15 protein-coding genes are annotated in these 14,092 nt (G+C 53.2%); 9 read left to right on the top strand and 6 right to left on the bottom strand.

The window, feature by feature from the left end; translation table 11 throughout:
• The first annotated feature begins 262 nt into the window (after positions 1–262).
• Together RC85_RS21470 and RC85_RS21465 are read left to right on the top strand one after the other, a co-directional pair.
• Entirely contained in the window at positions 263–709 is a 447-nt protein-coding gene (locus RC85_RS21470; protein WP_068266735.1) for a flagellar hook assembly protein FlgD, read from the top strand.
• A 100-nt stretch (positions 710–809) separates the two neighbouring features.
• Positions 810–3,248: a flagellar hook-basal body complex protein gene (locus tag RC85_RS21465; protein WP_068266732.1), complete on the top strand. Its 2,439-nt coding sequence runs from the start codon at positions 810–812 to the stop codon at positions 3,246–3,248.
• 240 nt (positions 3,249–3,488) lie between these two features.
• Here RC85_RS21465 and RC85_RS21460 read toward each other — a convergent pair whose 3' ends face one another.
• On the bottom strand, positions 3,489–4,043 hold the full coding sequence (locus tag RC85_RS21460) for an REP-associated tyrosine transposase (protein WP_068266729.1): 555 nt from the start codon (positions 4,041–4,043) through the stop codon (positions 3,489–3,491).
• Positions 4,044–4,271: 228 nt separating this feature from the next.
• On the opposite strand from RC85_RS21460, the gene RC85_RS29080 reads away from it, so the two are divergent.
• The 6 genes from RC85_RS29080 (at position 4,272) to proS (ending at position 7,589) form a co-directional block, all read left to right on the top strand.
• Positions 4,272–4,397 (top strand): hypothetical protein, encoded by a 126-nt coding sequence (locus RC85_RS29080; protein WP_420821398.1) that lies wholly within the window; start codon positions 4,272–4,274, stop codon positions 4,395–4,397.
• A 69-nt stretch (positions 4,398–4,466) separates the two neighbouring features.
• Positions 4,467–4,847 carry a hypothetical protein gene (locus RC85_RS21455; RefSeq protein WP_068266726.1) on the top strand — a complete coding sequence of 127 codons (381 nt, stop codon included), beginning with the start codon at positions 4,467–4,469 and terminating at the stop codon, positions 4,845–4,847.
• A 69-nt stretch (positions 4,848–4,916) separates the two neighbouring features.
• On the top strand, positions 4,917–5,072 hold the full coding sequence (locus tag RC85_RS27610; protein WP_162273234.1) for a hypothetical protein: 156 nt from the start codon (positions 4,917–4,919) through the stop codon (positions 5,070–5,072).
• Between the two features lie 70 nt (positions 5,073–5,142).
• Positions 5,143–5,298 carry an HAD family hydrolase gene (locus RC85_RS27050; RefSeq protein ID WP_157593996.1) on the top strand — a complete coding sequence of 52 codons (156 nt, stop codon included), beginning with the start codon at positions 5,143–5,145 and terminating at the stop codon, positions 5,296–5,298.
• Between the two features lie 70 nt (positions 5,299–5,368).
• Positions 5,369–5,938 carry an HAD family hydrolase gene (locus RC85_RS21445; RefSeq protein WP_235033301.1) on the top strand — a complete coding sequence of 190 codons (570 nt, stop codon included), beginning with the start codon at positions 5,369–5,371 and terminating at the stop codon, positions 5,936–5,938.
• Between the two features lie 142 nt (positions 5,939–6,080).
• Positions 6,081–7,589 carry a proline--tRNA ligase gene (proS, locus tag RC85_RS21440; protein WP_068266718.1) on the top strand — a complete coding sequence of 503 codons (1,509 nt, stop codon included), beginning with the start codon at positions 6,081–6,083 and terminating at the stop codon, positions 7,587–7,589.
• A 115-nt stretch (positions 7,590–7,704) separates the two neighbouring features.
• Here proS and RC85_RS21435 read toward each other — a convergent pair whose 3' ends face one another.
• From RC85_RS21435 to cysS, 5 genes are all read right to left on the bottom strand, one after another.
• A complete protein-coding gene (locus RC85_RS21435; RefSeq protein WP_235033300.1) occupies positions 7,705–8,160 on the bottom strand; it encodes a thioredoxin family protein in 456 nt (151 codons plus the stop codon).
• 85 nt (positions 8,161–8,245) lie between these two features.
• Positions 8,246–10,396 (bottom strand): right-handed parallel beta-helix repeat-containing protein, encoded by a 2,151-nt coding sequence (locus RC85_RS21430; RefSeq protein ID WP_068266716.1) that lies wholly within the window; start codon positions 10,394–10,396, stop codon positions 8,246–8,248.
• A 2-nt stretch (positions 10,397–10,398) separates the two neighbouring features.
• Complete coding sequence (gene ruvA / locus RC85_RS21425) at positions 10,399–11,022, bottom strand: Holliday junction branch migration protein RuvA (RefSeq protein WP_068266713.1); 624 nt, start codon at positions 11,020–11,022, stop codon at positions 10,399–10,401.
• Positions 11,019–11,552 carry a crossover junction endodeoxyribonuclease RuvC gene (gene ruvC, locus RC85_RS21420; protein ID WP_068266710.1) on the bottom strand — a complete coding sequence of 178 codons (534 nt, stop codon included), beginning with the start codon at positions 11,550–11,552 and terminating at the stop codon, positions 11,019–11,021. The genes ruvA and ruvC overlap by 4 nt, the downstream gene beginning before the upstream one ends.
• 158 nt (positions 11,553–11,710) lie before the next feature.
• Positions 11,711–13,321, bottom strand: a complete 1,611-nt coding sequence (gene cysS, locus RC85_RS21415; RefSeq protein ID WP_068266738.1) for a cysteine--tRNA ligase — start codon at positions 13,319–13,321, stop codon at positions 11,711–11,713.
• A gap of 331 nt (positions 13,322–13,652) precedes the next feature.
• Between cysS and RC85_RS21410 the strand changes: the two genes are divergently transcribed.
• Complete coding sequence (locus tag RC85_RS21410; RefSeq protein WP_068266706.1) at positions 13,653–13,868, top strand: hypothetical protein; 216 nt, start codon at positions 13,653–13,655, stop codon at positions 13,866–13,868.
• The last annotated feature ends 224 nt before the right edge of the window (positions 13,869–14,092 follow it).

Genomic DNA, 14,092 nt, shown 5'->3' with positions numbered 1-14,092 from the left:
TTGCACGATTCTAAAACAGAAAAGTAGGCCGTAGCGAGCCTCAGCGAGTTACGGCACTGAGCTTTGTTTGGTGATGCCGTAACTCGCTGAGGCTCGCTACGGCCTACTTTAGGAACTCTAGCCGATTACCTTACCTGCACTCATTCTAAAACAGTTTTTAAGATTGATCTCGCGTTTGTTGCGGTCTCAATCGTAGAACCATGTCAGTGGTACGTATGACACGATCACTTAAAACTCAAACAATTTTTCCGAAGGTCAAACGATGTCTGCAATCGGCCAAGCCACCTCAGCAAATTTCTCCGCCCAGGAAGCAGCACAGCAAGCCGGCGGAGCGAGCGATGCTTTCGGTGATGTGGACCTAGACGGTTTCTTGCAATTAATGATCAGCGAATTGCAAAACCAGGATCCGCTGAGTCCGATGGACAACAGTCAGATGGTTGCCCAAATGGGCCAGATTCGCGAAATCGGAGCCACTGACAAATTGACCAGCACGCTGGATGGGCTGGCGTCCAGCCAAGAATTGGTGACCGCCAGCACGCTGATTGGTCAAAACGTTACCGGGCTAGCAAACGATGCCTCGGCGGTCGATGGAGTGGTCGATCGGATCACCGTGGAAACTGATGCGGAAAATGGTTCACGTTCGATCAAAGTTCACGTGGCTGGAAAGACGATGGACATTAATAACATTCGTGAAATTCAACCTGGGTAGATTTTAACGGTTCCGCGACTTTCAAAAGTCGGCGCTCCGCCAAAGTCACCATAGGTCGGATTTAACTTCCACCTGATGACTCTGAAAGAGAGCCAAGTCCATGGGACTAACATCCGCGCTGACGACTGCCCTCACTGGATTAAAGGCCGCCGAAACACAGATCGATGTGATCGGTAATAACTTGGCCAACTCGCAAACCGTGGGTTTCAAGTCTTCTGATGTTGTGTTTGCAACCCAGTTTTTGCAAACGCTCTCTTTGGGTGCTGCCCCCAGTGCCAACAACGGCGGTACCAATCCGCGGCAAGTCGGGCTGGGTGTCCAGGTTTCTGAAATCGCTGCCAATCATAATCAGGGCACGATTGAAATCAGTAGCAGTCCGTCGGACCTAGCGATCCAGGGTGATGGGTTCTTTATCGTCGAAGGTGCCGAAGGCGAGCGTCTTTACACGCGTAACGGGATCTTCAAACTCAACAGCGATGCCGAACTGGTTAACTCAACCGGCCAACGTTTGCTTGGTTATGGGATCGACGATCAGTTTCGGTTGCAGGAAACGAATCTGGTTCCGTTGTCGGTTCCTTTGGGCACCGAAAGTGTTGCCAAGGCGACAGAGAATGTCACGTTCGAAGGTTCGTTAACACCCGAAGGCGACGTGGCGACCGTTTCCGAAGTCATCCAATCGGTCGTCCTTGGCGATTCCAATATCCCTCAACCCGATGCGTCGGGAACCCTGATCAATGCATCGCCGCTGTCCAACGCGATCGGCGTTATTGCTGGCACCGGCGGTGTTGGAACGCTCGGTGCCGGAACGTATCAGTACAAGGTTGCGTTGGTTGATTCGTCGGGACGCGAATCAACGGTCAGTGCACCAATCAGCGCTACGGTGGGAACCGGTGGCGCGGTGGATTTGTCCAACTTACCGGCTGAACCAACAGGCGATTTTCCTACGGTCAACGTCTATCGAACCGGGCCAAACGGCAGCGATTTCTTTTTGCTGGGCAGCGCCGCCGCTGGTGGTGCTTTCACCGACAATGGATCAACGGCATTGTCGGCAACGCCGGTTGACGAGACCACGCTGACCGGGAACTACACCTATATGGTGACCTACTTTCGGAACGGGCAACCTGAAAGTCGCCCCAGCGAATTGATCGGTCCTCAAAATGTTCTCAACGGACGGATCACGTTATCCAATTTTCCAGCGCCACCGGTTCCAACCGTGGACGACGGGTTTCCGGCATACGATGAAATTCGTATCTACCGAAACCTTGCCGGTGACCAAAATAACTTCTACCTGGTGGACACCGTTCTGCCGGGAAGTGTCTACACCGATTCCAAATCAGACGCGGAAATCGCAGACCTTTCAGTCGCCGGAAACCAGCTCGTTAACTTGGACGGTCCAACGGTCAACAGTAGCACGTTGCTGACCAATGTTCTCAAACGTGACGGACTTGCCTATTCCAACGCGTTCGAACTTGGCACGATGACGTACAACGGTCGCAAGGGTGGCCGAGCTCTTGGAACCAAAGAGTTTGAGATTACTGAGACCTCAACGATGCAGGACTTCATCGACTTCATCGAAGTGTCGTCCGGTATTCAATCCCTGCAACTCGACTCGCAAAACCCAATCTTAGCATCGGAGAACAACATTCCGGGCGAAACGTCCAGTCTGGTTCCTGGTGGCTACATCGAGAACGGGGCGATGCGGTTTGTCAGTAACACTGGTGAACTCAATGCACTTGAAATTGATCTCGCTGCGTTCCGAATCGACACGCGTGACGGCGGAGTGTCCAATCCCAACCTTGGGTTTGGTGTCATTCAAGAGGGCGTCGGGCAAAGTGCTGCCAGTGACTTCATCGTCTATGATTCGCTAGGTGTTCCGATCAACGTTCGAGTAACCGCAACGCTTGAATCGCGAACCGATGAGCAAACGATCTATCGCTGGTACGCTGATAGCCCGGAAAACCAACAAGGGTCCGGCGGAACCAACGTCGCTGTGGGAACGGGGCTGTTGCGATTCGACGGCAACGGCAGCTACATCGGTTCGACGAATTCCAAGATCGCCATCAACCGAGACAACATTCCCAGCGTCTCGCCGTTGCAATTTAATTTGGATTTCGATTTGGTGTCCGGCTTAGCGACACAAGACGCGACGCTCGCGGCGACGCGGCAAGACGGTAGCGAACCAGGTGTGCTGAACAGTTACGTCGTCGGTGAAGACGGCACGATTCGAGGTGTGTTTAGTAACGGTGTGACGCGTGATTTGGGAGCGTTGCAATTGGCAAGGTTTGCCAACCCAGCCGGTCTGGAAGCACGCGGTTTGAATGTGTACGCCAAGGGCGTCAACACCGGTTTGCCGGTCCAGGGTTCGCCAGGCGAAAGCGGCATCGGCAGCGTGATCGGCGGTGCATTGGAACTGTCCAACACCGACATCGGTAAAGACCTCGTGGAACTGGTTCTCGCCAGTACCCAGTACCGAGGAAATTCCCGAGTCATCACCACCAGCCAGCAATTAATCGACGAGCTGTTGAATTTGAGAAGATAGGTCAATCGTAGACCGGTTTTCTTGTAGGCCGTAGCGAGCCCCAGCGAGTTACGGCAATGAGCATTGTTGGGTGATGCCGTAACTCGCTGAGGCTCGCTACGGCCTACTGTTACTACTCGCCTTCATCAGATCAATTTCTAGGTTTGCCAAAAAGTAGGCCGTAGCGAGCCTCAGCGAGTTACGGCAACGAGCATTGTTGTGGTGCTGCCGTAACTCGCTGGGGCTCGCTACGGCCTACTTCTACTCGCCCCAATCTCTGGCCGTTTTCATGCAATCGGGTGCATTCCCACCCCAATCGGCCTCGTACTCGCCTTCATCAACAAACCGGTGAAACGATGACCAGGGCCAATCTTTCACTTGACCGACGAGTCCATGTTTTCGTGGATTCCAATGGATGTAATCAACGCAACTTTTTAGATCATCTTCATCGCGAACGGTGTGTTCCCAGAACCGCGGTTGCCAGATGCCTCGTTCACCGCGACGCTTCTGGGATTTGGTGACGGTTGCTTCCGGTAGTCCGTCTTCAAGCCAGCGGCGAGTGAAATCGTTCTTGATTTTACAAACCCGCTTCGAATACTCGGCATCGCCACTTGGCAACATCAAAATGCAATGCCAATGGTCAGGCAACAGTACATTGGCAAAGAGTCTGAACGGCCATTGGTTACGGACATCAACAATCGAATGATGCAATCGCGTGCGACCTTCTTTGGTTGTCAAGATCTGACGACGATCGTAAGTAACGAGCGTGAAGAAATAAGTCCCGCCAGGAACAAAGAAGCGTCTAAAATCAGACATCGCAAAAATTTCCCGAAACAGTTTGTGTACACGATCGTACAGATCAATTTCTAGGTTTGCAACAAAAAGTAGGCCGTAGCGAGCCTCAGCGAGTTACGGCAATGAGCTTTATTGTGGTGCTGCCGTAACTCGCTGGGGCTCGCTACGGCCTACGACAACGACGGAGACAATTTATCAAATAATACGAACGAGACTGCTTTGACTGACTAAACACAACAGTACGATGCGATCATCTTTGATTGCGATGGCACGTTGACTGATTCGATGCCGCTTATTTCTAGGTTTGCAAGAAATGTAGGCCGTAGCGAGCCTCAGCGAGTTACGGCAGTGAGCTTTATTGTGGTGCTGCCGTAACTCGCTGGGGCTCGCTACGGCCTACGAGAACGACGAAAACAATTATCAAATAATACAAACGAGACTGCTTTGACCGACTACACCCAACAATACGATACGATCATCTTTGATTGCGATGGCACGTTGACCGATTCGATACCGCTTATTTCTAGGGTTGCAACAAAAGTAGGCCGTAGCGAGCCTCAGCGAGTTACGGCAATGAGCTTTATTGTGGGATGCCGTAACTCGCTGGGGCTCGCTACGGCCTACGGAAACGACGAAAACAATTTTTCAAATAATACGAACGAGACTGCTTTGACCGACTACACCCAACAATACGATGCGATCATCTTTGATTGCGATGGCACGTTGACCGATTCGATACCGCTTATTTCTAGGTTTGCAACAAAAGTAGGCCGTAGCGAGCCTCAGCGAGTTACGGCAATGAGCTTTGTTGTGGTGCTGCCGTAACTCGCTGGGGCTCGCTACGGCCTACGAGAACGACGAAAACAATTATCAAATAATACAAACGAGACTGCTTTGACTGACTACACACAACAATACGATGCGCTCATCTTTGATTGCGATGGCACGTTGACCGATTCGACGCCGCTTATTTCTAGGTTTGCAACAAAAGTAGGCCGTAGCGAGCCTCAGCGAGTTACGGCAATGAGCTTTGTTGTGGTGCTGCCGTAACTCGCTGGGGCTCGCTACGGCCTACGGAAACGACGAAACCAATGCATCAAATTTTACGAACGAGGCTGCTTTGACGGACTACACCCAACAGTACGATGCGATCATCTTTGATTGCGATGGCACGTTGACCGATTCGATGCCGCTTATTTCTAGGTTTGCAAAAAAAGTAGGCCGTAGCGAGCCTCAGCGAGTTACGGCATTGAGCTTTATTGTGGTGCTGCCGTAACTCGCTGGGGCTCGCTATGGCCTACGGAAACGACGAAAACAATTTATCAAATAATACGAACGAGACTGCTTTGACGGACTACACCCAACAATACGATGCGATCATTTTTGATTGCGATGGCACGTTGACCGATTCGATGCCGCTGCACTTTGTTGCTTGGCGAGATACGATGCAGATATACGGCATTGATTTTGGCGAGGACGCGTTCTATGGCATGGCCGGGATGCCTAGCGAAAAGATCATTGCCAAACTATCTAGCGAGCAGGGTGTGGACGTTGATGCGGATCAGGTGTCCCATGAAAAGGAAGCTGCGTTTGAATCGATGATCGATCGTTTGGAAGCAAAGTCTGAGGTCTGCCAAATCGCTCGCGACCACTTTGGCAAACTGCCAATGGCGGTGGCCAGCGGTGGCATCCGACCGATCGTTGATCGACAACTCGAACATCTTGGCATCGCAGATTTGTTCGGGGCGATCGTGACGGCAGAGGATACGGAACATCACAAGCCGCAACCGGATGTGTTTTTAAAGGCTGCCGAGCTATTGCAGGTGGATCCGACCAAGTGCTTGGTGTTTGAGGACAGCGAGTTGGGATTCGCTGCTGCTGAGAAAGCAGGCATGGCTTGGATCGACGTTCGTTGATTGTCCTATTCGTAGGCCCAATGGAGCCAAAGCGGCATCCGGCAATCCCCACCAAATACTCCAAATGCCGGATGTCGCTTTGGCTCCATTGGGCCTACGATAGACGCTTTCCAGCCCTGTCCTGCATTGCTCCTTAACATCTATGGCCAAAGCTCCCAAGACTGCAATTTCTCCCACTCGTGCAGACGACTATCCACAGTGGTATCAAGAAGTCATTAAAGCGGCCGACTTGGCCGAGAATTCGCCGGTCCGCGGCTGCATGGTGATCAAGCCTTGGGGCTACAATCTTTGGGAAAACATGCAGCGGGCGTTGGACGACATGTTCAAAGCAACCGGGCACCAGAACGCGTACTTCCCGCTGTTGATTCCGATGAGCTTTCTGGAAAAGGAAGCCGAGCACGTCGAGGGATTCGCCAAGGAATGTGCCGTTGTCACGCACCACCGACTCGAACCCGACCCCGACGGTGGATTGCGACCGGCCGGCAAGTTGGAAGAACCGCTGATCATTCGTCCCACCAGCGAAATGATTATCGGTGCGACGTTTGCCAAGTGGGTGCAAAGCCATCGCGACCTACCGCTGCTGATCAACCAATGGGCCAACGTGATGCGATGGGAAATGCGTACTCGCATGTTCCTGCGTACCGCTGAATTCCTTTGGCAAGAAGGTCACACGGTTCATGCAACCGAAGCTGAGGCCGTCGAAGAAACCGAGCGGATGATCGACGTCTACGCCGACTTCGCTGAAAACTGGATGGCGATGCCGGTGGTGATCGGTTCCAAAACTGCTGCTGAACGTTTTCCCGGCGCAGTCGATACACTTTCCATCGAAGCGATGATGCAGGATCGCAAGGCGTTGCAAGCGGGAACCAGCCACTTCCTGGGACAGAATTTTTCCAAGGCGCAAGAGATCATGTTCCAAGCTGAATCAGGTGAACGTGAACACGCTTGGACAACGTCGTGGGGTGTTTCGACTCGATTGGTCGGCGCGTTAATTATGACCCACAGCGATGATGATGGCTTTGTGTTGCCGCCACGGCTTGCACCTCAGCATATTGTGATTTTGCCGATCTATCGTGATGATGAAAGTCGTGCTGCGGTGGTCGAGTATGCACAATCGCTAAAGAAGGAACTGGAAGCTCAGCGGTACGCCGACGCACCGGTTCGCGTCATGATCGATGACCGTGATGTTCGCGGCGGTGAGAAAAAATGGCATCACGTCAAACGTGGTGTTCCCATTCGTTTGGAAGTTGGACCCAAGGACATCGAGAAGAATGCCGTGTTTATGGGCAGACGCGATCAGCCCAAGAGCATCGGTGTCGGACGCGATGAATTGGTTTCCACTGTTGCCGATATTTTGTCCGACATTCAGCAGACGCTGTTCGACCGAGCACTGAAACTTCGTGAAGACAACACGGTCACGATCACGGACGAAAAGACGTTCCGCGATTTCTTTACGACGAAAGATGAAAATACGATCCACGGCGGGTTCGCGTATTGTCACTTCGCCGACGAAGAATCAATTGAACCGCTGCTGAAAGAATTGAAAGTCACCATTCGCTGCGTACCGCGTGATAACAACGACACACCGGGCACCTGTTTCGCGACGGGCAAACCAGCAGCAAAGCAAGCGATCTTTGCCAAGGCGTATTAAACCGCGTTTGTAGGCCGGAACAAGGCTTTGCGCAGTTCCGGCAGTCCAACACGCGTCCATGCAATTGCCGGAACTGCGCAAAGCCTTGTTCCGGCCTACGCCAAACGACATCTCGCTAACGGCGGCGGATTCGGTTTCTAGCCTTGCTTAACAGCGAGCGGATTTCGCGTACCGGTTGATAGCCTGTTTTGTGATCAACGATCTTGCCTTCTGGCATGCCGATTAAGGTCAACGGATAGGATGTGACGTTGATCCGATTTAGCTCGGTCGCATTCTGTTTGGGGTTCAATCGAATCGCGACAAAGTCATCTGCCAATTGTTGACCGATTGATTGGTCACACCATGTATCGCTTTTCATCGCATCGCAGTAACGGCAATGACCGCGAGTGATGAAAATGACCATTGGCACTTGCCGACGTTTTGACTCGGCCCACCCCGATTCGATCGACTGATGCCAAGTCACCAATGGTGAGCCGGCGGGCATTTCTGCCTGCGATGGTTGGCCAACAGCAGCCAAGGCGATGAAAAGCAAAAAAAATCCAGATCCAATCGCGACCATGAATCGATTCACGGCGTGACTCCGGTTGGTAGGTTTTAGGGGAAATAACAGGCGGCAGATCTACCGATGCAGATTCAGGGATCGAGTCCGCCAAGCTTTATTGCCGCGAGAACCTGATTTCGTAAAGATTCCCCACCACGTATCCCGATTGCACGACTAAAAACAGATCGTGAATTCCGGATATCGGCGTGATCTCGTGAGACTGTTCTTGCCGTTTATCCCAACCACCAGTCGATGCAATCTCGATCGCGGTTAGGATTGGGCCATCGATCGAACCAGTCCGCAATTCCACGACACCGCCCGCGTTTTCAGCGGGAACCCCCACGGTCAAGGTGACCTGGTTGCTGGCCTTTGCAAAGTCAAAATTTCGGTAGCACACCCAATCGGCCTGCCCTTCCTGGAAACCCAAGTCACCGATGCCTCCCTCGAACGCCGTGACGCCGTTGGACTGGTCGAATTGTTCGGTGCTGATCGTGCAACCGCTAACGCCACCTAATGAAGATCGGCCGTTGATCGTGGACCCATTTTGGTCCAACTTCATCAGGCGTTTCCAACGATCAAACGTCATCGGTTGCCAGCGGTGTTCGTCCTGGACAAGGTCCATGCCGACGAACGCTTCGCTGGGGCACGGATGGCGGTAGCGATTGTTTCGCATGGTGGTTTCGTGAAGTCCCGGAACCGACCGCTGAACGTTCTCTTCGCCTTGCGACCAGATTTCGCGTACCAAGAATGACTCGATCTTGTTCGCAGAAATCTGGTTGTCTTCGATGATCAGTCGCTCGTTATGTGGCGGGAACTCGTCACCTCGCGGACGACCTTCCAGGCCTATTTGAGTGATCAGATTGTCGGTGATTTTGCAGTTTCGGATCGTCGTATCGCTGCAGTTACCGATTTGAATTCCAATCGCGTTTCGACTGACGTCGCAGTCTTCGATCAGCAGCGGACCTTCAGAAATTTCAAAGAACACGCCACGTTCATCAATTTCTCCGTTGGCTTTTTTGCCGACGTTGTCAGTGATCTTGCAATCCTTTACCCACGCGTCGCGGCAATGAATGTCGAACCATAAACCACCCGTGCGGTTTTTGGTGATCAGGTTACTCTGCAGCGTGCAACGATTGACCAGCACAAATTTGGCACCGGCGATCGACCAACCGGTGTAGCCAGCCCAATCGCCGCGAACATTGTTGCGAGTGAACTGATTGCCAACGAACAAGCCATTGTTGAATCCGCCTGAAAAGCCGTAGGTTCCGTTTTCGGTTACCAAACAGTTGCGAACAGTGACGTCCGTGACGCCTTGGAATTGCGACGGTACTTGCGGGTCATTCGCCTCAAGATTGAACCCGCCGCTGCCATTGTTTTTGAAGATGCAATCTTCGATCACAACATTCTTGCACTCACGAGCGACATGCAGGTTGGCTCCGTTGGGAAAAGACGCAGCGCCCGTGAAGACGAGTCCATCAATCTTCAAATTTTGAATGTTCCAAAACGTCCAGAGCCAACCTTGATAGGGATTCCGGTGCGGACGAACGGCGACTTCCGTGAGATTCCGATTGGGATCTTTGCCGGTGGGTGGTCGTAGGTAGAGTTGGCGATTGAAGTCATCGACAAAAAACGTTCCTGGCGTCAATTGATTTCGGGTGAGAACTTGTCGCAGCGTTTGTTTCCGGTCCATCGTCACCGCTTCGCGTCGGGCAATCAGTGACCGATCAAATTCACGATCGGGTCCATGCGCGATTCCCTCGGTTGCAAATCCCCAGTCACGGATCCATGGTTTGCTGTACGCACCGTCGGCTTCTCGTTGCCACGGTTGGGCGTTGCGTCCATCGCCCGTCCAATTATCAAACCCGGTGATCACCGCCGTGCCCGGTTGCTTGGCGACCAGATGCAAGTACGCATTTGCGTTGGGGTTTCCCATCTCGAAAAAGCCTTCTTCTCGATAATCACCCGGTGCCAGTTCGATGCGAACCTTGGATCCGCGTGCATAGCTCCGTTTGGCAAACTCCAATGCCCGCCCAAGTGTTCGGACGGGTCGGTTGGATACCCCGGTTCCCAGGTTGTCGTTTCCGTTGATGGGATCAACGTGATAGATCGCATCGGGTGCCGCAGCAAAAACATTTTCAGTGGCACCCGTGGCGCGGGCAGGCAATTTGGGTTGGGCCGACGAAGCTTCTGATGCAATCAAGATCAGGCACAGAAAGTAGGCCATCTTGAGCTTGCGAACTACGACAATGACGTTTGGATCGCCCATCTCTAGGAACCTCGTTGATAGATTGCTGTTAGCAAACTTTCGGTGTCTTTGAATTTCTTGCCGCTGGCGATCGTGTCATCGATCAATTGCCGAGCATCGGATTCGCTGTGACCGAGTGCCATCAGTGCGTCAAAGGTTTCGGCCAAGATTTGCGAACCGCCATCGATGACATCGGAAATCTCATCCTTGTTGACCATCAACGCGAAGCGAGGCATCTTGCGACGCAGTTTGGCGATCACACGCTCGCTGGTCGCCGGGCCGATGCCGGGCAAGGTCGAAAGTTGTTTGGTGTCTTGCTGTTCAATCGCCAGGGCTAGTTCTTTGACCGGACGGACCATCGCACGTAGGGCTTTCTTGACGCCGACACCATCGACGCTGCAAAACAAGTCAAAGAATTGTCGTTCGGGTTCGGTTTGAAACCCGATTAATCGCGGCACCATACGACCGCCCTGCGGACCACCTTCGATGTACTCCATCGTGTGCAAGCGGATCGCTTCACCGGTCTTGCTTTGCAGTTGACGGCGAGTGTAATCGGCAACCAGCACTTCGTATTCAAACGGAGCTGATTCAATCGCAACGGAAGTTTCGCCGACGCGGTTGAGTTTGCCTGAGATGGAAATGATCATAATTGTTTTTCAGTTGATTTGATTTTTGGATTGGTAAGTTTTTGCAGCACGCTGCCAGGACCAAGCTGATGACCGCAGATCGCGATCGCCAACGCGTCTGCCACGTCGTGGGGTTCAGGTGCGAACTCAAGATCCAACTGCATTTTGACAGCAAGTTGCATCTGAGCTTTCGAGGCTCGCCCATTCCCCGTCATCACTTTTTTGACTTTGGTAGGTTCCAAGTGAACGACGTCCAGCGCGAATTGCGCCGCCGCCAAACAGATCACTCCGCGAGCGTGGCCCATCAAGATCGCGGTCGTGGGCCGCGAATAGTGTGAGAACAATTGTTCAAGCGAAAGCAGGTCCGGATGATGGTCCTCGATCACTTCACGCACACCACTAAAGATCTCGTTAACGCGAGACTGGATGGTTCCCTTGGCTCGACTGCGAACGACGCCGGCTTCGACCATGCGGAATTTCAATCCGTCAAAATCGACGACGCCGTAGCCGGTTGTGTTGAGCCCCGGGTCGATACCAAGGATGCGTGTCATGGAAAATCTCTGGGAGCGTGTGGCGCAAGGGCTTGTTGGTTTCATCCATCTCTCGGCGGTAATGGTGAGCCGCTGGCCGTAAGGCCTCGGGCTGACGCAGTATGCCCGGCCGCTCACGCGTCGCGGCTCACGAAAACAACAAGCCGTGGCGTGTCACGCTATGACCGTTCCCAACTGGTACCTTCTTTTTTATCCAGCAACGCGACGCCGATTTCGCCTAGCCGATCGCGGATTGCATCGCCCATGGCGTAATCCTTGTTCGCACGCGCTTCCTTGCGAAGTTCAATCAGCAAGTGGACCGTTTTGTCTAGCAGTTCAGTGTCGGCTTCGTTGCCGCCGACCGATGGAACCGGTTTTTGGAACAATCCCAACACAGCCGAAAGTTCGCGAATGACCGTGACTGCTTTGATCAGCGACACGACTTGTTCCGATTTTGGATCAGCGCCGGGCGCGAGGCTCGCCGAGTCGATGAATCGATTGAGAACTTTGATCGAATCAAACAACTGGCTGATCGCGGCACCGGTGTTGAAGTCATCATCCATTGCAGCCAAGAACTTTTGGCGAATCGAATGAATCTGCGTCAGCAGTTCGTCGTCGGCAGGATCAAAGTCGCCCGCTTCGCGACTGATGGCGGGTTCCAGTTCATAGAACGAGGTGCCGGTCTTCGATACGATTTCGCTGAACCGATCAAAAAAGCGGTAGAAGGTTTCTAACGACGTGCCAGCTTCGGCTAGCCCGTCTTCGCCGTACACGATCGTGCTGCGGTAATGCGTTCGCAGCAAGAAGAAACGAATTCGCTCGCCGGTGTGTTTGCGAATCAGATCGGACAATCCGCCGGCACCCTTACTGCGGCTGATCTTTCCCGACGCTGCCTCTTCGACTGATTCGGTAGAGCCTTCTCGGTCACTCTTGCCGCCCACCTTTCCTTTTTCGCCGGCCCGCATCAGGCCATTGTGCATCCAGTACTTCACCATCGGTGCTCCGTGGCAACACGATGATTGGGCACGTTCGTTTTCGTGGTGGGGGAACATCAAGTCCAAGCCGCCGCCGTGAATGTCGAAGGTGTCGCCGAGGATCTCGTGACTCATCGCCGAGCATTCGATGTGCCAGCCCGGGCGACCTTTGCCCCAGGGACTGTCCCAGGCAATCTCGCCATCCTTGGCCGACTTCCAGAGTGCAAAGTCACCGGGCGATCGTTTCTTGGCAGCCGCTCCGCCGCCTTCGCCTTGCTGATCTTCGACCGACCGGTTGGACAGTTGCCCGTAGTTGGGATCCTTGACCACGTCAAAGAACACGTCGCCATCAACGGCGTAGGCGTGATCCTTTTCTTCGAGCGTTTGGATGAAGGCGATGATCTGGTTCATGTGATCGGTCGCGCGTGGCAAGTGATCAATTTGGTTGACGCCCAGTTCCTTTAAGTTCGACAGATAATCCGCCGTCATCTCAGTCGCGATCTGTGACATCGGAATCCCACGCTCGCGAGATTTGCCGATCAGCTTGTCGTCCACGTCAGTAATGTTGACGACCAGGGTGACGTCATAGCCGCTGTAACGAAGGTAGCGTTTGACCGTGTCAAAAATAACCGGGCCGACCATGTGACCGATGTGCGATTCGGCATAGACCGTTGGGCCGCATAAATAGATGCCAACCTTGGGCGGATGAAGCGGAGCAAACGGCTCTTTGATTTTGCTGAGCGTGTTGTAGACACGAATTTCTGGCTTGGTGGCAGTCATCGCTGCGGTGGCCTTGGCTGCAGGTGCGGTGCTCATCGAGATCTTCGTCATCCGTCAAAGGAGGTGAATGTCAGTCCGTTTGGGCCAGCAACAAAGGTTCAGGCCATCGCCAGAGTATAGGCGAGTTGGGGCGACTGGCAGAAGGGCGTTATGGTGAGCCGGCCTGATGTTTGATGTGGGTGCAGGAACGCGAATCGATTTGAGTTCAAAAGTAGGCCGTAGCGAGTGAAGCGAGTTACGGCAGTGTCTCAAATGCCGTAACTCGCTCCACTCGCTACGGCCTACGGAAAACTACTGATTTGGATGCCAGCACACGCTTGATGTACAATCGACTCCGCTAATCTGCCCATCATCCGAGGTCAATGAAATGCAGGAACAGCTTGAAAATGCGATTACAGCACAACCGTTTGTGCCGTTTCGAGTCGGCATGTCCAACGGAGCGGAATATACGGTCAAGCATCCAGAAAACTGCATTTTGACAAAGCACTTTTTTGTGGTTTATGACCCGGCTAACGAAGAACTGGACGAACTCTACCTCCTGCACGTCGCTTCGATCTCGCCGGAGCAGCGGTCCGAGGCGTAGAATAGCAACTGTCCTGAAACAAGTTCCGTACTTGGCGAAATTTGTAGCTGGGCCCGCCAGGGTTCAGTCGGATACAGTTCAAAGCCGTGAAAAGATTTGGTCCCGTAAAACACGTGTTAGTTCGTTTAGCCGCGTGGGCATCGCCCCGCGCGTTCGGGGCCGCACGACGCGCGGGGCGATGCCCACGCGGTTAAACGATTAAGAAACCCTTCACGGCGTTGGGT

This window comes from Rubripirellula obstinata (assembly GCF_001642955.1).
Classification (GTDB): Bacteria; Planctomycetota; Planctomycetia; order Pirellulales; family Pirellulaceae; genus Rubripirellula; species Rubripirellula obstinata.
This window is presented reverse-complemented; position numbering and strand designations above follow the sequence as displayed.

What these genes read in the sequence shown, in the direction of transcription:
- RC85_RS21470 (WP_068266735.1), top strand. Translation starts at nt 263, where the DNA reads ATGTCTGCAATCGGCCAAGCCACCTCAGCAAATTTCTCCGCCCAGGAA.
- RC85_RS21465 (WP_068266732.1), top strand. Translation starts at nt 810, where the DNA reads ATGGGACTAACATCCGCGCTGACGACTGCCCTCACTGGATTAAAGGCC.
- RC85_RS21460 (WP_068266729.1), bottom strand. Translation starts at nt 4,043, where the DNA reads ATGTCTGATTTTAGACGCTTCTTTGTTCCTGGCGGGACTTATTTCTTC.
- proS (WP_068266718.1), top strand. Translation starts at nt 6,081, where the DNA reads ATGGCCAAAGCTCCCAAGACTGCAATTTCTCCCACTCGTGCAGACGAC.
- RC85_RS21430 (WP_068266716.1), bottom strand. Translation starts at nt 10,396, where the DNA reads ATGGGCGATCCAAACGTCATTGTCGTAGTTCGCAAGCTCAAGATGGCC.
- ruvA (WP_068266713.1), bottom strand. Translation starts at nt 11,022, where the DNA reads ATGATCATTTCCATCTCAGGCAAACTCAACCGCGTCGGCGAAACTTCC.
- ruvC (WP_068266710.1), bottom strand. Translation starts at nt 11,552, where the DNA reads ATGACACGCATCCTTGGTATCGACCCGGGGCTCAACACAACCGGCTAC.
- cysS (WP_068266738.1), bottom strand. Translation starts at nt 13,321, where the DNA reads ATGAGCACCGCACCTGCAGCCAAGGCCACCGCAGCGATGACTGCCACC.
- RC85_RS21410 (WP_068266706.1), top strand. Translation starts at nt 13,653, where the DNA reads ATGCAGGAACAGCTTGAAAATGCGATTACAGCACAACCGTTTGTGCCG.